This is a genomic window from Brevibacterium sp. FME17 (assembly GCF_014897515.1).
In the GTDB taxonomy this organism is placed as follows: domain Bacteria; phylum Actinomycetota; class Actinomycetes; order Actinomycetales; family Brevibacteriaceae; genus Brevibacterium.
The window spans coordinates 79,621-102,954 of record NZ_JABUYD010000013.1 but is presented as its reverse complement, the minus strand read 5'-3'; the positions used below and the strand labels follow the sequence as shown (position 1 = coordinate 102,954).

The 23,334-nt window shown below is 61.0% G+C and carries 17 protein-coding genes; 14 read left to right on the top strand and 3 right to left on the bottom strand.

Annotated elements, in window-relative coordinates; genetic code table 11:
• Nucleotides 1-41: 41 nt before the first annotated feature.
• Complete coding sequence (gene valS / locus INT40_RS13060) at nucleotides 42-2,687, bottom strand: valine--tRNA ligase (protein WP_193072058.1); 2,646 nt, start codon at nucleotides 2,685-2,687, stop codon at nucleotides 42-44.
• Between the two features lie 160 nt (nucleotides 2,688-2,847).
• On the opposite strand from valS, the gene INT40_RS13055 reads away from it, so the two are divergent.
• The 6 genes from INT40_RS13055 to ndk all read left to right on the top strand — a co-directional run bounded on the left by INT40_RS13055 (nucleotide 2,848) and on the right by ndk (nucleotide 10,876).
• Nucleotides 2,848-4,026 carry an acyltransferase gene (locus tag INT40_RS13055; RefSeq protein ID WP_226831282.1) on the top strand — a complete coding sequence of 393 codons (1,179 nt, stop codon included), beginning with the start codon at nucleotides 2,848-2,850 and terminating at the stop codon, nucleotides 4,024-4,026.
• A gap of 192 nt (nucleotides 4,027-4,218) precedes the next feature.
• Nucleotides 4,219-4,974, top strand: a complete 756-nt coding sequence (locus INT40_RS13050; RefSeq protein ID WP_101574740.1) for an SDR family oxidoreductase — start codon at nucleotides 4,219-4,221, stop codon at nucleotides 4,972-4,974.
• A 384-nt stretch (nucleotides 4,975-5,358) separates the two neighbouring features.
• Nucleotides 5,359-8,625 carry an isoleucine--tRNA ligase gene (gene ileS, locus INT40_RS13045; protein WP_193072059.1) on the top strand — a complete coding sequence of 1,089 codons (3,267 nt, stop codon included), beginning with the start codon at nucleotides 5,359-5,361 and terminating at the stop codon, nucleotides 8,623-8,625.
• On the top strand, nucleotides 8,622-10,010 hold the full coding sequence (locus INT40_RS13040; protein ID WP_193096207.1) for a bifunctional folylpolyglutamate synthase/dihydrofolate synthase: 1,389 nt from the start codon (nucleotides 8,622-8,624) through the stop codon (nucleotides 10,008-10,010). The genes ileS and INT40_RS13040 overlap by 4 nt, the downstream gene beginning before the upstream one ends.
• A 4-nt stretch (nucleotides 10,011-10,014) precedes the next feature.
• Entirely contained in the window at nucleotides 10,015-10,380 is a 366-nt protein-coding gene (locus INT40_RS13035; protein WP_101574737.1) for a DUF4233 domain-containing protein, read from the top strand.
• Nucleotides 10,381-10,462: 82 nt separating this feature from the next.
• Complete coding sequence (gene ndk / locus INT40_RS13030; RefSeq protein WP_101574736.1) at nucleotides 10,463-10,876, top strand: nucleoside-diphosphate kinase; 414 nt, start codon at nucleotides 10,463-10,465, stop codon at nucleotides 10,874-10,876.
• Nucleotides 10,877-10,970: 94 nt separating this feature from the next.
• Here the strand turns inward: ndk and INT40_RS13025 are convergent, their stop codons facing one another.
• Nucleotides 10,971-11,621 carry a vitamin K epoxide reductase family protein gene (locus tag INT40_RS13025; protein WP_193072061.1) on the bottom strand — a complete coding sequence of 217 codons (651 nt, stop codon included), beginning with the start codon at nucleotides 11,619-11,621 and terminating at the stop codon, nucleotides 10,971-10,973.
• A 346-nt stretch (nucleotides 11,622-11,967) separates the two neighbouring features.
• Here INT40_RS13025 and INT40_RS13020 point away from each other — a divergent pair, with 346 nt between their 5' ends.
• Nucleotides 11,968-15,096, top strand: a complete 3,129-nt coding sequence (locus INT40_RS13020; protein WP_193096206.1) for an Rne/Rng family ribonuclease — start codon at nucleotides 11,968-11,970, stop codon at nucleotides 15,094-15,096.
• Between the two features lie 87 nt (nucleotides 15,097-15,183).
• Here INT40_RS13020 and INT40_RS13015 read toward each other — a convergent pair whose 3' ends face one another.
• Nucleotides 15,184-16,269, bottom strand: coding sequence for an SPFH domain-containing protein (locus INT40_RS13015; protein WP_226831280.1), 1,086 nt, complete (start codon nucleotides 16,267-16,269; stop codon nucleotides 15,184-15,186).
• 141 nt (nucleotides 16,270-16,410) lie between these two features.
• Between INT40_RS13015 and INT40_RS13010 the strand changes: the two genes are divergently transcribed.
• From INT40_RS13010 to INT40_RS12980, 7 genes are all read left to right on the top strand, one after another.
• Nucleotides 16,411-17,943, top strand: a complete 1,533-nt coding sequence (locus INT40_RS13010) for an alanine/glycine:cation symporter family protein (protein WP_101574734.1) — start codon at nucleotides 16,411-16,413, stop codon at nucleotides 17,941-17,943.
• A gap of 95 nt (nucleotides 17,944-18,038) precedes the next feature.
• Nucleotides 18,039-18,353: a chorismate mutase gene (locus INT40_RS13005; protein WP_101574733.1), complete on the top strand. Its 315-nt coding sequence runs from the start codon at nucleotides 18,039-18,041 to the stop codon at nucleotides 18,351-18,353.
• 176 nt (nucleotides 18,354-18,529) lie between these two features.
• Nucleotides 18,530-18,838, top strand: coding sequence for a 50S ribosomal protein L21 (rplU, locus tag INT40_RS13000; protein WP_101574732.1), 309 nt, complete (start codon nucleotides 18,530-18,532; stop codon nucleotides 18,836-18,838).
• Nucleotides 18,839-18,851: 13 nt separating this feature from the next.
• Nucleotides 18,852-19,103 (top strand): 50S ribosomal protein L27, encoded by a 252-nt coding sequence (gene rpmA / locus INT40_RS12995; protein WP_009884168.1) that lies wholly within the window; start codon nucleotides 18,852-18,854, stop codon nucleotides 19,101-19,103.
• Between the two features lie 83 nt (nucleotides 19,104-19,186).
• Nucleotides 19,187-20,749 carry a GTPase ObgE gene (gene obgE, locus INT40_RS12990; RefSeq protein WP_193096205.1) on the top strand — a complete coding sequence of 521 codons (1,563 nt, stop codon included), beginning with the start codon at nucleotides 19,187-19,189 and terminating at the stop codon, nucleotides 20,747-20,749.
• Nucleotides 20,746-21,912 carry a glutamate 5-kinase gene (gene proB / locus INT40_RS12985; protein ID WP_101574730.1) on the top strand — a complete coding sequence of 389 codons (1,167 nt, stop codon included), beginning with the start codon at nucleotides 20,746-20,748 and terminating at the stop codon, nucleotides 21,910-21,912. The genes obgE and proB overlap by 4 nt, the downstream gene beginning before the upstream one ends.
• A gap of 3 nt (nucleotides 21,913-21,915) precedes the next feature.
• Nucleotides 21,916-23,205 carry a glutamate-5-semialdehyde dehydrogenase gene (locus tag INT40_RS12980; RefSeq protein ID WP_101574729.1) on the top strand — a complete coding sequence of 430 codons (1,290 nt, stop codon included), beginning with the start codon at nucleotides 21,916-21,918 and terminating at the stop codon, nucleotides 23,203-23,205.
• The last annotated feature ends 129 nt before the right edge of the window (nucleotides 23,206-23,334 follow it).

Here is a 23,334-nt window from a genome sequence, read left to right as displayed (position 1 = left end):
GATCTTGGAACAAACGCTGGTCGCGGGAAGGTCCGGAACACTCAGTCCTGATCGACGAAGTCGATCGCGGCAACCGTGATCTCCTCACCCTCTTCCTCAGTGACGAGATTCTGGATGCGTCCAGCGGCCATCAGATCGTTCTGTGCGCTGCCGATTGCGGAGACCACAGGTGCAGGCGCATGGATGGTCAGGCTGGCCACCTGAGTCTTCTGAGACACCTTCGCCTCGGTCTTCGTCCGCCGGATCTCTGTGAGCACGGAGGCGACAGAGACCAGCAGGTCCGGATCCACAGACGTTTCCGGATGGGCCAGCTGTTCGTCTTCGGGCCACGGTGACCGGTGCACAGATCCCGTCCGCCACCATGACCAGACCTCTTCGGTCACGAAGGGCATGATCGGGGCGAACAGACGCAGAAGCACGTCGAGAGCGGTGGCGAGCGTGACGTGAGCGGAGAGCTGGTCGTCCTCGCCCGCGGCACCGTAGGACCGGTCCTTGACGAGCTCGACGTAGTCATCGGTGAACTCCCAGAAGAAGCTCTCCGCGGCACGCAGAGCGTGCGCGTAGTCGTAGGCCGCCATATGAGCCGAAGCGGTTTCGACCACATCGGCGAGCTTCTTGAGCAGCGCACGATCGAGATCGTGCGTCACACATCCGAGCTGGCCGACCAGCCCGGAGTGCACGCCCTGGGCCAAAGCGAACTTCGACGCGTTGAGCAGCTTCATCGCCAGTCGGCGCCCGATCTGCATCTGCGTCACGTCATAGGCGGTGTCAGAACCCAACTTGGCGCTGGCGGCCCAGTAGCGCACCGCGTCGGGACCGAATCCCGGCTTCGACTCGCCGAGTATGTCTGAGGGGACAACGACGTTGCCCTTCGACTTCGACATCTTCTTGCGGTCCGGATCGAGAATCCATCCGGACAGACCGGCATGCTTCCACGGAGCGGCATCATTGAGCGAGTTCGCCCGGACGACAGTCGAGAACAGCCAGGTGCGGATGATGTCGTGACCCTGGGGCCGCAGGTCGAAGGGGAATACCTTGGAGAAGAAGTCCTCGTCGCGGCTCCAACCGCCCAGCAGCTGCGGGGTCAGCGACGACGTCGCCCAGGTGTCGAGGACATCCGGGTCGGCGGTGAAGCCGCCGGGCACGTCACGCTGGTCGGCCGTGAAGCCGGCCGGCACCTCGGCGATGGGGTCGGTGGGCAGAGATTCGGGAATGATCGGATCCGAGTAATCGGGTTCCCCGGCCGAATCCAAGCGGTACCACAGCGGAATCGGAACGCCGAAGTAGCGTTGGCGAGAGACCAGCCAGTCACCGTTGAGATTTTCCACCCAGTTCTCGTAGCGCGAGCGCATGAACGCGGGATGCCACTCGATCTCGCGACCACGGGCAATGAGCGCATCGCGAAGTTCAGCCGAACGTCCGCCGTTGCGGATGTACCACTGGCGAGAGGTGACGACCTCGAGGGGTTTGTCGCCCTTCTCGTAGAACGGCACAGGATGGGTGATCGCTTCGATCTCACCGATGAGGTCACCGGATTCGGCGAGCATCCCGGCGATGTCCTTGCGGGCGGTGAAGGTGGTCTTACCCGCCAGCTTCTCGTAGTTGGCGACAGCATCTGTCTTCGGTGATGCTGCGATCCATTCGGGGACTTCGAGGCTGAGTCGACCGCCACGGTTGATGACCGCACGTGTGGGCAGGTCGAGTTCACGCCACCAGGTGACGTCGGTGAGGTCACCGAAGGTACACACCATGGCGATGCCGGTGCCCTTGTCCGACTTGGCAAGTTCATGGGCGCGGACTTCGACGCTGACTCCGAAGAGCGGTGAGACGACCCGGGTGCCGAAGGACGAGGCGTAACGTTCGTCCTCGGGGTGGGCCACGAGCGCGACAACGGCAGGAATGAGCTCCGGACGGGAAGTGAGGATGACGATCGCTTCCGCCGAGGTGTCGGCAAGGCCGTCGCTGCCCTCAGGGTAGAAGTTGACTTTGTGGTAGGCGCCGTCCTTCTCCCGGTCTTCGAGCTCTGCCTGTGCAACGGCGGTGCCGAAGGTGACGTCCCACATGGTGGGTGCGTCCTGAGAGTAGGCATGGCCGTTCGCGAGATCGGCGAGGAAAGCCTTCTGGCTGACCGAACGCGAGGTGTCATCGATGGTGCGGTAGGTGTAGTTCCAGTCCACGGACAAGCCGGTGGAACGGAAGAGGTGTTCGAAGATCTGCTCGTCCTCGGCCGACAGAGTCTCGCAGAGTTCGATGAAGTTCTGACGGGAGATCTTGACGAAGTCACGAGAGTTCTTCGACGGCTTCGCAGGTGGCTCGAAGCTCGGGTCGTAGCTTTGGGTAGGATCGCAGGTCACGCCGTAGTAGTTCTGGACGCGCCGTTCCGTCGGCAGACCGTTGTCATCCCAGCCCAAGGGGTAGAACACGTTCTTGCCCTGCATACGCTGATACCGAGCGATGATGTCGGTCTGAGTGTAGGAGAAGACGTGGCCGACGTGCAGAGACCCGGAGGCGGTGGGTGGGGGAGTGTCGATCGAATAGACCTGCTCGCGATCCGTATCGACGTCGAAGGCATAGACTCCGCTGTCGCTCCACGCGGCGTCCCATTTGTCCCGAAGTCCCTCAAGAGCCGGCTTATCCGGCAGGTTCACTGACTCGTGCGTCGAGTCCGAAAAGGCAGGTGTGTTCATAATTCTTGATTTTCTCACCCGGGAGGCCTGGGGCCAAACCGGTCAACCGGCGTGAGTGAACTTCAGCCATCCGATGCAGCGACCTAGTTCGTTTGGGACCGTGACACACACTGAATGGAGCGTGAGATGCTTCGGCGGCCGAAAATGAGATTATTGGACCATGGCGCCCTTGGACAGAATCGGATCAGAGAACCTGCCCCCTACCTCGACCGCGTGGATGAACCCCGCTCGCGCGATCGCGATCGTGGCAGTCGTCGCCATCCATTCGCTGGGAACCGTCGTTGAAGAGAACTACGCAGGAATGGGACCCGACTGGTGGGTCGCCAACGGTTTCGACTCCGCCGCCAGATGGTCAGTTCCCGTGTTCATCATGATCTCCGGCGCACTGGCTTTGGACCCGGCGCGGGGCAATAAACCGCGCCGATTCCTCAGCAAACGCGTCTGGAGAATCGGGATCCCCCTCGTGTTCTGGACTGCCGTCTACGTCCTCTTCAGGCGCTTCTATCTGCTCCCGACCGATGACGGTTGGAACCCGGGAATTGCCATCCTCACCGGTTCGCCGTTCGTACAGCTCTACTTCCTCTACGTACTCGCCGGGCTGACTCTGCTGACACCGTTCTTCCGGCTGCTCAGTGTCCACGGTTCGCGGCGACTGCAGTGGGGGACGGGACTCATCTTCCTCGGGATCGGGATGCTCGACCAGTGGGCGAGCATCATCTTCGATGTGGGTGAGGCCAATATCGCCACCCGGTTCCTGCCGATGGCCGGTTTCTACATCCTCGGCTGGGTGCTCCGGGACGTGGTGCTCCCCTTCCGCGGCGTCGTGCTGTCTTGGCTGGCGCTTGCCGGTTCGATCGCGATGACCATCGTCTGGGCCGGACTCGGCCCGGGCGAAAAACCGTGGGTATTCCCCTACGAGTACCTCTCACCGGGAGTCGTCATCGCCTCTCTGTCCGCCTACCTCCTGCTCCACCATCACATGAATCACGGATTCCGCCTTCTGCACTGGTTCTACCCGTACTCCTTCGGTGTGTTCCTGCTCCACCCGCTGGTGCTCTACCCGGTGCGCAACGAGATGGGTCTGCCGACGACCGTGTCTGGTGTTCTTATCCACGCGATCGCGATGCCGCTCGTCTACACGGTCATCTGTGCTGCCGTGACGTGGCTGGCGGTCAAGATTCCCGGCGTGCGCGCCGTATTCGGCGAAGGCGGTCCCCGCAATCCACATTCGAAGCCGACTCCACGCCCTGCTGGAACAAGCAAGATCAGTCCCAGGCAAGAACCGGAAGAGATACGGAAATCGGATCAGGTGAGTGATCCGGACGCCACCAGCGCTTAGCCCGTGACGTTCGGCTCTCAGCGTGTTACCTCCAGCGCTGTGTTTGTCGATCCGTCCGGCAGACTCGGATGGCACTCCGTAGACTGAACAATGGCCCCAACGTGCAGGGTCTCAAGCAGATGGTGGAAGCCCGCGGGAAGTTGCACACCTGGAACCACGAACAACGACGAAGAAGCATGGAGAAGCACAGCGATGGAAACACTCAGAGCAGTCGTGACAGGCGCGAGTTCGGGAATCGGTGCGGCAACGGTTCGCCAGCTGCGAGAGCAGGGCTGGGACGTCGTCGCCGTAGCCCGGAGAGAAGAGAAGCTGCAGGCACTGTGCGAAGAGACCGGTGCCAGCTATGTCGTGGCCGACCTGACCGACGATGCCGCAGTGGCAGCTCTTACCGCCGAGGTGCTGGCTGGGGGACCGGTGCACTCTCTGGTCGCCAACGCGGGAGCTGCCTACGGCACCGACACCGTCGCTGAATCCTCAGTCGAGGGTTGGCGTGACATGTTCGACGTCAACGTCCTCGGAGTGCTGCGAGTCGTCAAGGCATTCCTTCCCGCATTGATCGAATCCGGGCGCGGAGACATCGTCGTCATGTCCTCGACCGCCGGACACCAGGCATACGAAGGCGGGGGCGGGTACGTTGCCGCCAAGCACGGTACACACTCGATCGCAGCGACGCTGCGACTCGAGCTCGCCGGTGAACCAGTGCGCGTCATCGAAATCGCCCCCGGCATGGTCGCCACCGAAGAGTTCACTCTGAAACGAGTCGGTGGAAGCCAGGACAAAGCCGACAAAGTCTACGCAGGGGTGGAAAATCCACTCACCGCAGAAGACGTCGCCGATGCCGTGGTCTATTCCCTGACCCGACCACACCACTTCAACGTCGATCTGATGGTGATCAGACCGATCGCGCAGGCCGCACAACACAAAGTCGCACGCAATCAGGGCCTCTGAACACGGACAACCCGGGTCTCTGAACACGGATAATCAGGGTCATTGAACACGAGGGGTCAGAGACCTACACAGACTCGATCACGGACTACCCGGATACGGCGAATGGTCGACACCCCGGGCCACGGTATACGATTGAGGGTGCATCGATCCGGCCATCACCGGGGAGCATCCGGAAGAACAGTGCGTTCGATCCTCGCCGAAGACTTCGGCAGGTCAGTGCGCACCCAGTAGAACCGGGCGGTTGGACCCGTCATCACTCCGGCTATGAGCGATCTGCCGATCGTCTGTCTCACCCGACAGTCGTTGAAAGCGGATAAGCGAGGTGGTACCGCGGCAGACATGTCGTCCTCGTGACAGTGACCGCAGTGACTCAAAAGGACGCTCATGACGCAACCGTTGTATCCCAAGGTATCGACCTCGGCCTTCGGCCTCAGTGCCTCGCCGGATTTCCCCGCCATCGAAGAGGCAGTGCTCGCCTACTGGCAGCAAGACGAGACATTCCAAGCCTCCATCGACCAGCGTGATGCCGGGCAGAATGGTGAGAACGAGTTCGTCTTCTATGATGGCCCTCCCTTCGCCAACGGACTGCCCCACTACGGTCACCTGCTGACCGGATACGTCAAGGACGTTGTCCCGCGCTTCCAGACCATGCGCGGTAAGAAGGTCGATCGCCGTTTCGGTTGGGACACCCATGGCCTCCCCGCAGAGCTTGAGGCCGAGCGTCAGTTGGGCATCACCGATAAGTCTGAGATCAGCGGAATGGGCCTGGCCGCATTCAATGACACCTGCCGTTCCTCTGTGCTGAAATACACGAAGGAATGGGAAGAGTACGTCACCCGCCAGGGTCGGTGGGTCGATTTTGAGAACGACTATAAGACGCTGAACGTCGAATACATGGAAAGCGTGATCTGGGCGTTCAAGCAGCTCTGGGACAAGGGTCTCGTGTACGAGGGCTACCGCGTCCTGCCCTACTGCTGGAAAGACCAGACTCCGCTGTCGAACCACGAGCTGCGGATGGACGACGATGTCTACAAGTCGCGCCAAGACCCTGCCGTAACCATCGGCTACAAGCTCAAAGAGTCCGACGAATGGGTCCTCATCTGGACCACGACGCCATGGACTGTTCCGTCCAACCAGGCTGTCGCGATCAACCCTGAGATCCCACTGGTCGCCGTCGTCGCTGGTGAGGACGGCGCTGCGGAACTGCAGGGTAAGACCCTGATTCTTGCCGAGGCCCGCCTCGGCACCTACCAGCGTGAGCTGGGGGAGAACCCCGAGGTGCTGCGCACATTCTCCGGCAGTGAACTCCTCGGACGCGAATACGAGCCTGCCTTCCCGTACTTCGAAGGCCGACAGGAAGAATTCGGCGAACGGATGCACACCATCCTCGAAGCCGACTTCGTCACGACCGACGAAGGCACCGGAATCGTCCACCAGTCTCCAGCCTTCGGCGAAGAGGACAAGGACCTCACCGACTCCTACGGCATCACTGCGGCCCGTCCTGTCGACGACGCCGGCTGCTTCGACTCCACGGTGGCCGACTACGCAGGCCAGCAGGTCTTCGACGCCAACAAAGCCATCATCAAGGACCTGCGCAATTCCACTGGTCCGCTGGAGGGTCGCTCGGCGCTGCTCGTCCGTCACGAATCCTACGAACACTCCTACCCGCACTGCTGGCGCTGCCGCAATCCGCTGATCTACCGCGCCGTGTCCTCCTGGTTCGTCCGGGTGACCGAGTTCAAGGACCGCATGGTCGAACTCAACGAACAGATCAACTGGGTGCCCGACAACGTCAAGCACGGACAGTTCGGGAAATGGCTGGAGAACGCACGAGACTGGTCGATCTCGCGCAACCGCTTCTGGGGTTCACCGATCCCGGTCTGGACCTCCGACGACCCTTCGTATCCCCGCACCGATGTGTACGGATCACTGGCCGACATCGAAGCCGACTTCGGGCGCCTGCCGCTCAATGACCAGGGCGAAGTCGACCTGCACCGGCCCTGGGTCGACGACTTGGTCCGACCCAACCCTGACGATCCGACCGGTCAGTCGATGATGCGCCGTATCCCTGAGATCTTCGACGTCTGGTTCGATTCAGGATCCATGAGCTACGCCCAGGTCCACTACCCGTTTGAGAACTCGGAATGGTTCGACAACCATTTCCCGGCCGACTTCATCGTGGAGTACGTCGGACAGACGCGTGGCTGGTTCTATCTACTGCACGTGCTTTCGACAGCGATCTTCGATCGTCCTGCATTCACCAACTGCATTTCCCACGGCATCGTCTTGGGCTCAGATGGACAGAAGATGTCGAAGTCGCTGCGCAACTACCCTGACGTCAACGAGGTCTTCGACCGTGACGGCTCCGATGCGATGCGTTGGTTCCTCATGGCTTCATCCATCCTGCGCGGCGGCAACCTCGTCGTGACAGAGCAGGGTATCCGTGACGGCGTGCGACAGGTCGTTCTCCCGCTGTGGAACACCTGGCAGTTCTTCGCCACCTATTCCAACACCGCAGACGGAGCCGATGGCGAGAAGGCCGGGTACCAGGCCAAAGCCCGCTACTATTCGAGCCAGGTGCTCGACCGGTACCTGCTGGCGAAGACCCACGACCTGATCGCAGACTTCGCAGACGCAATGGAGGGCCTCGACATCTGGGCGGCCTGCGAACTGGTTCGCAGCTACCTCGATATGCTCACCAACTGGTACGTGCGCCGCTCCCGTCGTCGTTTCTGGGACGGCACCGAGGAAACACATGAGTCCTTCGACGTCTTTTCCACCTGCCTCGAAGCCTTCTGCCGTGTGGCGGCCCCGCTGCTGCCGTTCACTGTCGAAGAGATCTATCGCGGACTGACCGGTGAGAGGTCGGTTCACCTGGCTGATTATCCGGATGCCGGCCTGTTCCCCGCTGATGCCGATCTCGTGTCCGCAATGGACCTGACGCGTGACATCTGCTCAACTGCCTCATCGGTGCGCAAAGCCAACCAGCTGCGGGTGCGCCTGCCGCTGGCCAAGCTCACCGTTGCCGATGACACCGACCTGGGCAGCGAGTTCACTGACATCATCTCCGATGAGCTCAACGTCCGTGAGGTGGAAGTCCTCGATGTCGCCGAGGCGGAAGCTGCCGGGTTCTCCCTGTCACAGAATCTTGTGGTCAATGCCCGCGCCGCCGGCCCCAGGTTGGGCAAGCAAGTGCAGCAGGTGATCAAAGCCTCGAAGACCGGCGATTGGTCGGTCGCCGACGACGGCACGGTCACCAGCGGCGGCATCGATCTGGTCGAGGGCGAATACTCTCTGGATTCCGTGGCAGAATCCGGCACGGAGGGGATGGAACTCGCCGCGCTCGACACCGGCTTCCTGGCACTCGACACACGAGTCACCCCCGAGCTCGAGGCCGAAGGCGTCGCTCGTGACACGGTTCGTGCCATCCAGGGAATCCGCAAGCAGCTGGACCTGCACATCTCCGATCGGATCACAGTCGTCATCGAGGCGGAGACGGACCTGGCAGCCGCGCTGAGAGCCCACCAGGCACTCATCGCCGGTGAGACACTGGCCGCCTCACTCGACTTCGCTGACGTCGACGGTGCGGGGCAGGTCTTCACCCCTGAGGAACTGCCCGCCGGTACACGTCTCGCTGTGAGCCGAGCATGAGCCCGGACGAGCGCGTCGAGACTCCAGATTCCCAGATCGTCCGCGTCTATGCAGCACTGCTGGCGCGGGCTGGGGAGACTCAGATCGAAGTCCGACTCGATGCGACCCGACGTGCCTGTGAGCTCCTCGGTGACATACACCAGGCGGCACCGGTCATCACCGTCACCGGCACGAACGGCAAAACCTCGACCGTTCGGATGATCGATTCGATCGTGTCCGCTCACGATCTGCGAGTGGGCCGGTTCACCAGCCCGCACCTGCATTCTGTGACCGAGCGGATCTCCGTTGACGGCGGTCCTGTCCCGGACGAGACCTTCGTCCGCATCTATGACGAGATCTCACCGGTGCTCGACCTCGTCGATGCGGAACTCGTTGCCGAAGAGCGCGGAAAGCTGACGTTCTTCGAGGCGCTGACGATCCTGGCTTTGTCCGTGTTCGCCGATGCCCCCGTCGACGTTGTGGTGACCGAAGTGGGCATGGGCGGCGAATGGGATTCGACGAACGTCGCCGATGCTCAGGTCTGCGTCTTCACAAAGGTCGGTCTTGATCATCAAGAGTTCCTCGGCGACACGCTTACCGAGATCGCCACCACCAAGGCCGGAATCCTCAACCGCAGTCTCGACCCCTCACCAGCACCGAATCCGGTCGCTGTCATCAGTGCACAGGCCGAAGAGGCACAGACTGCCTTGGACGCCGAGGTGGAGCGCCGAGGTATTCTCGCGCTGACTGAGGAACGTAATTTCCGTCTGCTCGACCGCACCCGCGCCGTCGACGGACAGCTCATCACAGTGCAGGGAATTCGTGATGTCTACACCGACATCTTCGTGCCGCTGCACGGCATCCATCAGGCACACAACGCCGCTGTGGCCGTGGTCGCGGCCGAGGCGTTCCTCAGCGATGAGGACAAGCCGCTCGTCCTTGACACAGTGGCCGAAGGTCTGTCTCATGTGACGTCTCCTGGACGTGCCGAGCTTGTTCGCACGGGCCCGGCCGTGGTCGTCGACGGGGCGCACAACCCCGACGCAGCCCACGTGCTGGCCGAAACCATCACCGAAGCATTCGACTTCGACTACACCGTGATGGTCCTGGCCATGTTCGCCGACAAGGACATCCTCGGCGTACTTGAGGAGCTCCACCGCATTGCCGATGTGTTCGTCGTCAGCCAAGCGTTGAATTCCCGGTCTATGGATGCCCATGAGTTGGCAGAGTCCGTCCGCGAATGGGTGGATGAGGACTCGGTGATCGAGACACCGGATCTCAATGCGGCGCTGATGAAGGCCATCGACCTGGCGAACAATTCAGGGGCGACGAGTCCAGGAATCGTGGTCACAGGGTCACTGCATACAGTGGCCGAGGCACGTCTGCTGCTGGGCAAGGAGGAATGAGCTGATGAAGTCGAAGTTTCCCGTCCTCTGCGGGTCAATCCTGATCTGTGAGCTTTTCATCGTCTACTTCGCAGTGCTCACCGCCTATGGGTTGGAAGTGAAGGCCGCAGGGTCTCTGAGCCTGGGCCAGCTCCTCCTCGGGGCCTCCGTGATCGCGGTTCTGGCGATCGTGGCGGTGGTGCTGCTGCCACGTCGGATCGGCCAGAAACGGCCTGGCGTGGCGCTGGGCTGGGTCGTGCAGATCCTTCTGCTGGCCTCGGGATTCCTCGTCACCTCGATGTTCTTCGTCGCAGCGATCTTCATCGCCATGTGGGCGGTGTCGGTGTACTGGTCGGCACGGATCGACAGAGAAGTGGCCGAACGGGCCTGAACCGCCTGGGCGGTTGATATCAATGACCTCAACGGCGGTTAAACTATGACCGCCGATCATCGCACAAACGAAAAGGACCGGAATGGAACGCACTCTCATCCTCATCAAGCCCGATGGTGTCGCGCGTGGACTCGTGGGACAGATCCTCGCTCGGATCGAAGCCAAGGGGTACGCCATCGACGCGCTGTCGCTGCGGACCGCGACCGCGGAGGAACTCTCCGCTCACTACGCGGAGCATGAGGGCAAACCCTTCTACCAGCCCCTCGTCGACTTCATGTCCGAAGGACCGATCGTTTCGATCATCGCCTCCGGCCAGGGCGTGATCCCCGGGTTCCGCTCACTGGCAGGTGCAACCGACCCCACGGCAGCAGCGCCCGGCACGATCCGCGGCGACCTGGGCCGCGACTGGGGCGAGAAGGTTCAGAAGAACCTCGTGCACGGATCCGATTCCGTTGAATCTGCCGAACGCGAGATCGGAATCTGGTACTCCGCCTGATCCCTCTGCGCACAGACGCGGGTGCCCTGCGGCAGAGCTTTCTCGGAAGAATCTGCGGCAGGACACCCGCGTCTTTTCAGTTCAGGACTTCGGTTCAGATCAGAGTCGAGAAGAAGTTCCAGAACTGGACGACGATGCTGGCCGCGATGACGAGCATCCACAGAACGAAGATCGCCACGTTCTCCTTGGCCAAGACCCTGGCGATCGGATTCTGGGCGAGCCGAGCACCGAAATTGCCGGCCAGAACATTGTGGGACGTGACTGCGACGAACATCGGGATCGTCATCGTCCACACCACCATGCACCAGGGGCAGCCGACGCCGATCTTGAAGATCGAGATATAGAACAAGAACATGACGAGCGCGGTGCCGAGAGCGAGGCCGATGTTGAGCCCGACCATCACCCACCGCGGGATCTTCGCTCCGGCCAAAAGCAACACGCCGAGGAGCAGAGGGAATATGAAGGCTCCGATTCCCAGAAGCTGGTTGGGAAAGCCGAAGAGCTGACTCTCAGGAGCCTCCATCACCGATCCGCAGGAGAAGAACGGGTTGAGGTCACAGGAGAGCACCGCGTTGGGATCTTCCAACTTCTCGTACTTCTCGACGGCCAAAGCGAAGGACGCCAAGAAGCCGACGACGGAGGCCACAATGAGGAAGATGCCGAGACTCGTCGGTCGCAGCACCCAAGATCGGGTCTGCGGTACCACGTCGATGTCGTCGTCAGGAAGAGTGTCTGCGGTATTCACACTCTAAGAATGCCTCCCCAGGCACCGCTCGGCAAACGGTGGCTGCTGTGAAAAGTCGCAATCTCAGTGTGACGGAGACCATTTGCGGTCGACATCGGCGGAGGCACCCGGGCCGATCTGTGACATAATGATCGGACGGATACCTGCTCTCACACCGAGTAGGAGAAGTGCCTCCACCGAGTCGAGGGTATGACCTCGCAGGTCGACACCAAGAAGAGGCAGCACGGAAGGCCTACGCGCTGAGCGCGAGCTGGAAGTGCCATCCACAAGTTTCGGCCCGACTTGGGCCATGCAAGGATCCGAAGATCCGTGAGGTGTGGACGGAGTCTTCGGTCTGGGAGAAATAATGAATGACGCGTCGAACGACGGCAACGAAGGAACAGAGGGCATCCTCGCTGATCTCGCTAATCTGCAGCAGTCTGCGAACACCGCAGACTCCTCTCATGGGGATGTCGACGAAAGCATCAGGGAAAAGCTCGATACCATCGCCGAGGCTGCTGAATCTCTGCGTATTCCTGAATCGAATGATGATGACTCGGACGAGGACGTCGATGACGTTCCCGCACAGAAGTCCGCTGCACCGAAGAAGGCACGCGACGCCGTAGCCAACCGAGGACTCGTATTCGAACAGTTCGTCCGTGAACCGGGCGGGGAAACGCAGAATGCGACGAACAATGACCGGGGGAGCGAAGCGTACGATTCCTCTGACGCTGACGACGATTCCGCAGACGCCGCGACTGACGCTTCTCCAGCGCCGGCCCCAGCTCCTGCATTCGATCCCCGCAACCCATTCGCCGCACCATCGGCGGAGCCCGCACCAGCCCCCACCCCGCGCAGCGCACCCGCCGTGCCCCACGACGGCGGACTGATCTTCCAGGTGCCCAAGGCCGAACTGGCCCAGCCTGTTCAGGTCGAGGACGATAACTACGATTCTGATGACAGCGACGAGGACTACAACGATTCGGGCTACACCGAATCCGAATCATCTGGCAGCGAGAGCAACCGCGGCCAGAGTGACGACTCCGAGGACAACGACTCGAACGATTCCGGTGGCCGTCGTCGCCGCCGCGGCGGCCGGGGACGACGCTCCCGTGGACGCGATGACAACGGCAACGATTCCGACAACGACGACTCGGGGCAGTCCGCACACGATTCCGGCGACGATGATTCCGACTCTCACTCGAACAGTCGTGATTCTCGCTCCGGCAACCGTTCGGACAAGAAGAGTCAGCAGTCGGACTCGAACAAGTCGGACTCGAACAAGTCCACAGATAACAAAGCCTCTGACGACAAGAACTCCGGCCACCAGCCGGATAAGACCAACGACTCCGATGATGACGATAACGACGATGATGATGACAATGGTTCACGTCGCCGTCGTCGCCGCCGTTCACGCTCACGCAGCACCGACAATGACGAAGTGACCTCGTTGAAGGGCTCGACTCGCCTCGAGGCCAAGCGCCAGCGTCGTAAGGAAGGCCGCGAGGCAGGTCGTCGCCGCCCCGTCATCACCGAGGCTGAATTTCTGGCTCGTCGTGAGTCCGTCGACCGGACCATGCTCGTGCGGGAAAGCGGAGAGCAGACCCAGCTGGTCGTGGTCGAAGACGGAATCACCGTCGAGCACTACCTCAAAGAGAACCGCCAGCAGTCCTCTCTCATCGGCAATGTCTACCTGGGCAAGGTCCAGAACGTGCTTCCCAGCATGGAAGCCGCATTCATCGACATCGGCAAGGGCCGCAATGCTGTGCTCTACGCCGGTGAGGTCAATTGGGACGCTCTCGGCATGGACGGCAAGGCTCGTCGCATCGAGGTTGCTCTAAGCCCCGGCGACCCGGTCCTCGTCCAGGTCACCAAGGACCCGGTTGGCCACAAGGGTGCCCGACTGACCAGCCAGATCTCCTTGCCGGGACGCTTCCTCGTCTACGTGCCCGGCAACTCCATGACGGGCATCTCACGGAAGCTGCCCGACGTTGAGCGCAACCGACTGAAGAAGCTCCTCAAGGAACTCGTCGGTGACTCGAACGGAGTCATCGTGCGCACCGCGGCCGAAGGTGCCACGGACAAGGAGCTCAGCAGGGACGTCGAACGACTGGCGAATCGGTGGGAAACAATCGAGAAGAAGTCGAAGTCGACGAAGGTACTGGCCCCTCAGCTCCTCTACAGCGAGCCGGATATGATCGTGCGGATCATCCGCGATGTCTTCAACGAGGACTTCTCGTCTCTGGTCATCGACGGCGACAGCGCTTGGAACACCATCCACGAATATGTCGAGGCGGTGGCACCGGATCTGCTCGATCGCGTTCACCGCTACAGCGAGGACGAAGACATCTTCGACCACTACCGGGTCGAGGAGCAGGTGCAGAAGGCGCTGCAGCGTACTGTCAACCTTCCTTCCGGTGGTTCGCTGGTCATCGACCGGACCGAGGCCATGACGGTCGTCGACGTCAACACCGGTAAGTTCACCGGTTCAGGTGGAAACCTGGAAGAGACCGTGACCCGCAACAACCTGGAGGCGGCTGAAGAAGTCATCCGTCAGGTGCGTCTGCGTGACATCGGGGGCATCATCGTCGTCGACTTCATCGACATGGTCCTCGAATCGAACAGGGACCTCGTCGTGCGTCGACTCGTTGAGTGCCTGGGCCGGGACCGGACCAAGCATCAGGTCGCCGAGGTGACGTCTCTGGGTCTCGTGCAGATGACGCGTAAGCGCATCGGCACTGGACTCGCAGAGTCCCTGGTCAGCGCCGGGGCCGACCTTTCCGGTCGGGGGCTGTTGCTGCCGGGTTCAGAAGAGGACGGTTCGAAGGCCCACCACGGCAATCGGTCCGTATCCAACGACAACTCGAACAGCAAACGTGATCGCAAGCGCCGCGGTGACAACAAGCCGGCGGCGAAGTCCAGCGGCTCCGATATCCAGACCGATACCGCGACCAACGACGCCTCGCGTTCGGCCGTTGCCGCCATCGCAAAGGCCACCCTGAAGAAGGATGAGTCGCAGTCAAAGGACAACGAGAACTCACAGGACATCTCGGCGTCGAAAGGCTCCCAGTCGTCCACGAACTCTGAGTCGTCCAAGGGTTCGCAGGACAATGATTCCGCCGATGCAAACGGCGGTGGCAAATCGGGTCGATCCCGGACACGCAATAACCGTAAACGCTCGAATGCGAAGTCAGAGGGATCATCAGAGCCGACCCTGGACAAGTCCCCACAGGACACGTCCCCACAGAACACGGGCGATCAGGGCGAACCCGCCCAGGAGAAGCCTGCCCGGACGAAGCCTGTCAAGACGCAGAAGCCTGATGTGCCTGCTGCAGAGCTTCCGCTGATGATCGGAGCCGATACCGCTACCAAGGTGGCTAAGGCCGAACCGGTCAAGGCAGCTCCCCGTCAGAAGCCGAAGGCCAAGACTCAGCCGACAGACGAGAAAGCTCATCAGTCCTTGCCAGCCTCGTTCGTCATCATCGGCGAAGACTGAGCACCGTGTCCGCGCTCGTGTGACTGATTTGAGCCCGCGACCACGAGGCGTCCCGCCACTGATCACCATGATCAGTGGCGGGACGTTTCAGTTCTTGGCCTCTTGATTCCGCGTGGTGCTGATGGTCGGCTGGGCGGCCTGATCGCCGCAGAGAACGATCATCAGGTTCGACACGAGATCGCTGCGCTCGAGATGACCGAGCTTGACGATCCCACGGCCCTCGATCTGTTCGATGGCGGTCTCGACCATGCCGACGGCACCTTCGACGATGAGCTGACGTGCGGCAACGACCGCTGTGGCCTGCTGACGCTGGAGCATTGCACGCGCGATCTCTGCTGCGTATGCCAGCTGCGTGATGCGAGATTCGATGACGGTCACGCCAGCGGCGGCAACTCGAGCTGCGACCTCGTTGGAGAGTTTCGACGTGATCTCCTCCGCGTTGTCCCGTAGAGACATTCGGTTCGGATTGGAGGAATCATAGGCATAGGAATTCGCGATATGGCGGACAGCAGTCTCCGCCTGGATGGCCACGAACTCTTCGAAGTCATCGACCTCGAAGAGTGCCTGAGCGGTGTCCTGGACCTGCCATACGACGACGGCACCGATTTCGATGGGATTGCCGTCGAGATCGTTGACCTTTAGCGTGGACGTCTCATGGTTGCGGATGCGCGTCGAGACCTGAATCTTCGAAAAGAAGGGATTGACGAAGCGCAGACCGGACAGTCGCACCGTGCCGACGTATTTCCCGTACAGCTGGAGGACGACAGCGTTGCCGGGAGCCACGGATGTGCAGCCCTTGAACAGGAACAACGCTGCTATGAACACGACGACGCCGAGCACGATGAGGATGATCCCAACCATGGTCTGTGCCACGGTCATGATCAGTCCGAACAGTGCCAGCAGAAGTGCCAGAATCAACAGGACGACGCCGCCGACGATGGCGAAGTAGCCGGATACACCACCTGCTGAGCTCTCCCTGACTCGTTCGCCCTCGGCGGAGGCTATTCGGGCAGGTCCGCGTCGCCGCTGGTCGGGTGGAACTCCAGGGGGCCCCTGAGGTCCGGTCTGAGGGGGATGCTGTCGGCGTCCGGGGCCTGGTTGGCGCGGAGGCATGGGCTGTGATCCGGGCGGCTGGTTCGGGGGAGGCGTATGCTGTTGAGGGTTCTGAGTCATGATTTCAGTCTAGGACACAATGTGAGACATACATCTCACAACTGCCTTTTTGTGTGACGTAGGTAACAGTTGGGTAACTGTATACCCGACCGGCGCGATAGTGCTTGATACCTCTCGAGGGGTACGGCAGGTTATTGCACCATGAACCCTTTGTTATGGGCAGCTGACGCCCCCAAGTCCCCAGTGGATGATGCAATCAACTCGTGGTTTGATCCGATCGCCACCTTCTTCGGTGGGATCATCTTCTTTCCTATTACGCTTGGCCCTTTGTCCTTCCCCTTTGTGGTGCTCTGGCTCATCGGCGCCGCCTTGATCTTCACCATCTATTTCGGCTTCATCCAAGCGCGAGGATTCAAAGTCTCTCTCGAAGTCATCCGTGGAAAATATTCGTCCAAGGATGATCCGGGTGAGATCACCCACTTCCAGGCACTGGCCTCGGCGCTGTCCGGCACTGTCGGCCTCGGCAATATCGCGGGTGTCGGTGTGGCTATTGCCCTCGGCGGTCCCGGTGCTACCTTCTGGATGATCGTGGCCGGTCTTCTCGGCATGTGCACGAAATTCGTCGAGTGCACACTCGGAGTCAAATACCGAGAAATCGACGAGAATGGCGTCGTCTATGGCGGGCCTTTCAAGTACCTGCCTATCGCATTTCGCAAGTTCTCCAAGCCCATAGCTGGTCTGCTGACCGGAATCTTCGCAGTGTCCATCCTCATCTTCGGTGTCGTGGGCGGCGGGATGTTCCAAGCCAACCAGACGTTTGTTCAGGTTCGCACCGCCACGGGCGGCGCAGACGGTTTCCTCGCCGGTTCTTTGGCGTCATTGATCTTCGGAATCATCTTCGCTGGCCTTGTCGGTCTCGTGATTCTCGGTGGAATCCGGTCGATTGCACACGTGACCGACAAGCTAGTTCCCGCAATGGGCATCTTTTACGTTCTTTCCTGCCTGCTGGTTCTGGTCATCAACTTCGGCCAGATTCCGACTGCCATCGGACAGATCTTCGAGGGAGCGTTCGCGCCGCAGGGAATTGCAGGCGGCATCGTCGGTGTCATGATCATCGGGTTCCAGCGTTCGGCCTTCTCCAATGAAGCCGGCATCGGTTCGGCCGCGATCGCACACTCGGCGGTCAAGACTCGTCGGCCCATCTCGGAAGGCTTCGTTGCACTTCTCGAGCCCTTCGTGGACACCGTGATCGTCTGCACCATGACCGCACTGACGATCATCGTTGCCAACCAGCCTTCGTACACCAACGACCTCGGTCAGGGGGAGATCGGCGGCGTGGCGCTGGCGTCGGATGCCTTCTCAACGGTTGCCAGCTGGTATCCGGTGCTGCTGGCGATCGCGGTGGCTCTCTTCGCCTTCTCAACACTTATCACGTGGGCCTACTATGGGGAACGAGCCTGGGCCTATCTGTTCGGCAAGTCGAAGGGCGCGGTCACGGTCTTCCGTCTCCTCGTCTGCGTGTTCGTGGTCATCGGCTGCATCGCCAGCTTCAGCAAGATCGTTGAATTCGCCGATGCCGCACTGTTCCTCTGTGCGTTCATCAACATCCTCGGCCTGTACATGCTGATGCCTGTGGTCAAGAAGGAGATGAAGAAGTACCTGGCCGATCGGAAGGCTGGCACTCTGATGGACCTCGACACGAAGGACGCTGTTCCAGTGGAGGAGACGGTCTGAACCTGATCGCGGTTGAACCGTCTCTGCACTTCGGTGCAGGGGCGGTTTTCGCGTGGCGGTCCCAGTTCCACTCCAGCCTCGTTAGACTGGTGGATGTGGATCAGATCAATGACAAAACACGTGCCCAAGAGCGACTGTTGGAACTGCGCGGGAGCATAGACAACATCGACGCAGCGCTCATCCATCTGCTCGCCGAGAGGTTCAAGCTCACGGAGACGGTCGGTGAGCTGAAGGCCGATCACGGGCTGCCTCCTGCGGATCCCGCGCGGGAAGGCCGACAGGTCGCTCACCTTCGCCAGCTGGCCGAAGATGCCCACCTGGACCCGGAGTTCGCAGAGAAGTTCCTGACCTTCATTGTCGCCGAGGTGATCCGTCATCATGAGCGGATCGCTGAGACCCGAGAGGCCTGAGTTCCTGAGGTCCAACGGTTTGCCCAACGGCGGTCGAATCCATTAGACTTGATCGTCGGTGCGTGCTGCGCACCACGGCTGGTGATTCCTCTCAATGGGACACCTGGGGAAATCCTTCCTCGGGAGCCAAGGGATACACCGCCGTTCGTTTGTGTATGAACAGAAAGGGTTCGACCATGGTCTATGCCATTGTCCGTGCCGGTGGCCATCAGGAAAAGGTCAGCGTCGGCGACATCATCACAGTCAACCGAATGAAGGCGAAGGCCGGTGAAGGCGTCGAACTCGATGCAGTCCTCCTCGTCGACGGCGAGACTGTCACGACCGACGCAGATGCCCTGTCGAAGGTTGCCGTCAGCGCTGAGGTCGTCAACGAGCTTCGCGGTCCCAAGATCATCATTCAGAAGTACAAGAACAAGACCGGTTACAAGAAGCGTCAGGGCCACCGCCAGGACCTCACCCGTCTGAAGATCACGAACATCAAGTAAGAGGAGACTTCACATGTCAAGCAAAAAGGGAGTCAGCTCGTCCCGTAACGGCCGCGACTCGAACCCGCAGTACCTCGGTGTGAAGCGCTTCGGTGGACAGGTTGTGAAAGCCGGAGAGATCATCGTTCGTCAGCGTGGAACCAAGTTCCACCCAGGCGCGAACGTCGGACGCGGCGGAGACGACACGCTCTTCGCACTGTCTGCAGGAGCCGTGGAATTCGGCAAACGCAACGGTCGCAAGATCGTCAACATCGTCGGCGCTTGATCGACTAGTTCTGTTTTTCCCCTGCATAGGGGTCCATGAAGGGTGAGTCTCGAGACTCACCCTTCATCTGATATAAGGACATTATGGCCACCGAGTTCATAGACCGTGTCACAGTCCATCTTTCCGCCGGAAGCGGCGGCAACGGCTGCGCCTCGATCAGGCGCGAGAAGTTCAAACCTCTTGGCGGCCCTGATGGCGCCAATGGAGGTCAGGGCGGTGACGTGAAGTTCGTCGTCGACTCTCAGACCACTACGCTGCTGCCGCTCCACCACCGTCCGCACCTGACTGCGAACGACGGCGGCATCGGCAAGGGCGACCTGCGCCACGGTGCAGACGGGGGAGACCTCGTCATCGCTGTCCCCGAAGGCACGGTTGTGAAGAACCGGGACGGCGAGATCGTCGCCGACCTCGTCGACTCCGGCACCGAATTCGTCGCTGCTGCCGGTGGCCGTGGCGGTCTCGGCAATGCAGCCTTGGCCTCGTCCAAGCGCAAGGCCCCGGGCTTCGCGCTGCTAGGCGAGCCGGGCGAATCGCTGAGCTTGGTACTGGAACTGAAGACGATCGCGGACATTGCGCTCGTCGGCTACCCTTCGGCTGGCAAGTCCAGTGTCATCGCCGCGATGTCAGAGGCCAAGCCGAAGATTGCGGACTATCCGTTCACCACCCTCGTTCCCAACCTCGGCGTGGTCCAGGCCGGCGATGTCCGATACACCATCGCCGATGTGCCAGGCCTCATCCCTGGAGCGTCGGAAGGCAAAGGGCTCGGGCTTGAGTTCCTCAGGCATGTCGAACGCTGTGCAGCCCTCGTCCATGTCGTAGACATGGCCACATGGGAGCCGGGCCGTGATCCCGTGTCCGATCTGACCATCATCGAATCGGAGCTCGCCGCATATGCGGTCGACATCCACGACGGCAGCGGACTGCTGCCTTTGTCTGAACGTCCGAAGCTCGTGGCCCTGAACAAGATCGACATCCCCGACGGCAGTGACCTGGCAGATATTGTTCGCCCCGATCTGGAGGCCGCCGGTTACCGTGTATTCGAGATCTCCGCAGTTAGCCATGCAGGTCTACGGGAACTGTCATTCGCGATGGCTGAGCTGGTGTCGGCCGAACGTGAGCGCAGGGCGGAGTTCGAAGCAACTCCGCAACGTGTCGTTCTCCGGCCCAGAGCCGTTGATGATCGTGGCTTCCAGGTTCAGGCCGAAAGCGACGAGGACGGTCCGGTCTTCCGCATCCGCGGCGTGAAACCGGAGCGTTGGGTTCGGCAGACGGACTTCGCCAACGATGAAGCTGTCGGCTATCTCGCAGATCGTCTCGATCGTCTCGGTGTCGAAGAGTCTCTGTTCAAGGCTGGAGCCAAACCTGGTGACACAATTGTGATCGGGGGAGACGACGGCGTCGTCTTCGACTGGGATCCGACAAGTGTCGGCGGTGCCGAGCTGCTGGGCAGCCGCGGAACCGACCTGCGCCTGGACGATGATTCGCGGTCCACTCGCAAGGAACGTAAGGCCGCATTCCACGACCGAATGGATGCGAAGGCCGCAGTTCGTGCCGAGTTCGAAGAGGAGCGCCTGGCTGAGAATACTCAGCGCAGGCGCGAAGGATCCGTTCGTGCCGCCTCCGATCCAGAGTCCGGTCAGGAATGAGCGGGAGCCAGTCCACGGATTCTGGCAGCCTCTCGGCGCGAGCCGATGTCGCAACCGCCCGCCGCATCGTGATCAAGGTCGGCTCCTCGTCGCTGACCACCCTCGATGGGGGATTGGACGAAGCGAAGCTGATCGCTCTCACCGATGTGGTCGGAGCTCATCGCGCCGCTGGGCATGAGGTCATCCTCGTGTCTTCCGGCGCGATCGCGGCAGGGCTCGAACCTATGGGCCTGAGCAAACGACCCCGTGACCTTGCCACACAGCAGGCCGCTGCCGGGGTGGGTCAGGGTCTGCTCATGGCCGCCTACACCCGAGCACTCGGTCGATACGACTTGGTGCCCGGTCAGGTGCTGCTCTCGGCCGACGACCTGATCCGACGCACTCGGTACAAGAACGCCCAACGTGCCATCGACAAACTCCTCGCCCTCGGCACATTGCCGATCGTGAATGAGAACGATGCTGTGGCGACCGAAGAGATTCGCTTCGGTGACAATGACCGTTTGGCCGCTCTTGTGGCACACCTTTCGCACGCAGACGCCCTCGTGCTGCTCTCCGATGTCGACGCCCTGTATTCGGGGCCGCCCAACGTTCCGGGCTCCGTGCATATTTCGCAGGTGTCTTCCATCGCCGATCTCGGTGACATCGCCATCGGCGGCACCGGGGACGCTGGTACCGGGACAGGTGGCATGGCGACGAAGGTCGAAGCCGCTCTCATGGTCGCGGACTCGGGAATTCCCGCAGTGCTGACCTCGGCGGAGAAGATCTCAGCAGTCTTGAGCGGCGAACCTGTGGGCACATGGTTCTCAGTGACACACAAACGTCGAGGGACCCGACTGCTCTGGCTGCGCCATCTGGCTCGCACCTTCGGCTCGGTGACCATCGACAACGGTGCAGAATCAGCTGTGCTCTCCCGAGGAACCTCTCTCCTGGCTGCCGGCGTGACCGACGTGACCGGGGACTTCGAAGCTGGAGACCCCATCGAAATCAGGAACCTCGGTGGTGAAGTCATCGCTCGGGGCATGACGAACTTCTCATCGCACGAACTACCCGGGATGTTCGGGCTGTCCACGGATGAACTTGGCACCCGACTAGGAAATGATTACCGTAAAGAGGTCATCCATCGCAATGATCTCGTACTCACTCACGTGAGCGGGGGGAGATAGTCCATGACCGCTGTATCCGAGATACATCCGAAGACCGTTCGGGGAGTCACCAGAGTCGTCAGGAACGCCAAGAGCGCCTCCGCGCACCTGGCGACCTCATCGACTGCAGAGAAAGACGCAGGGCTGCGCGCGATCGCCGAAGCCCTGCGCGCAAATTCCGAACGAATCGTCAAAGCCAATGAGCTCGACATCGCAACCGGCGTCGACAACGGGATGAACACGGGTCTCCTTGACCGCCTGCGCCTCGACCACGATCGCATCGAAGCAATCGCCGCTTCCGTGGGCACGATCATCGACCTCGACGATCCCGTGGGTAACGTCGTCGTGGGCCGTGTTCTGCCCAACGGCATCCGTCTGACCCAGAACCGCGTGCCGATGGGAGTGATCGGTGCGATCTACGAAGCTCGCCCCAACGTCACCGTCGACATCGCGATCCTCGCGCTCAAGGCCGGCAATGCCACCGTCCTGCGTGGCGGCTCAGCCGCCCAGAACACCAACACTGAAATCGTTTCCGTGTTGCGCAAAGCCGTGGAAACAGCCGGATTGCCAGCAGATTCGATCAATGGAATAGACCAATACGGACGCGATGGCGCCACAGTGCTCATGAACGCACGTGACTACGTTGATCTCCTCATTCCGCGCGGTGGTGCAGAACTCATCAACACGGTGGTGCAGGAATCTCTCGTTCCAGTCATCGAAACCGGGATCGGGAACGTCCACATGTTCATCGACTCTTCGGCCACCGTGAAGAATTCGGTCGACCTGGTGGTCAACTCCAAGACTCACCGGCCCAGTGTCTGCAACTCACTCGAAACACTGCTCGTTCATGAGAAGGCTGCCAAGCGCGTCCTTCCCAAGATCCTCGAGCGCCTCGACCAGGCAGGGGTCGTGCTGCACGCCGATTCCACGGTTGCGGCACTGGCGCCTGAATCGATGAAGGTCAAGCGTGTCTCTCGACGTGACTGGGCGAAAGAATATCTTGACCTTGAACTCGCGGTGAAGGTCGTGTCGGGAATCGACGAAGCCATCGAGCATATTCGTGCCTATTCCTCGGGACACACAGAAGTGATCGTGACCAAGGACATCGACAATGCAGAGACATTCGTCACAGCCATCGACGCTGCTGCGGTGGGAGTCAACGTGTCTACACGGTTCACCGACGGGGGAGAGCTCGGCTTCGGCGCAGAGGTGGGAATCTCGACCCAGAAGCTCCACGCCCGCGGGCCTATGGGAGTCGAGCAGCTGACGACGACGAAGTGGGTCATGATGGGCAATGGTCAGATCCGGGACTGACCCGGCCCTGGTCGCAGGGCACCAACGGTGAACTTGGACGCCACTCATACCCATGTCGATGCCCACTTGTCTCATAGTCCATGAGAAACTGAAGACATAAGCACTGCGACGCAGATACACCGCGTCATC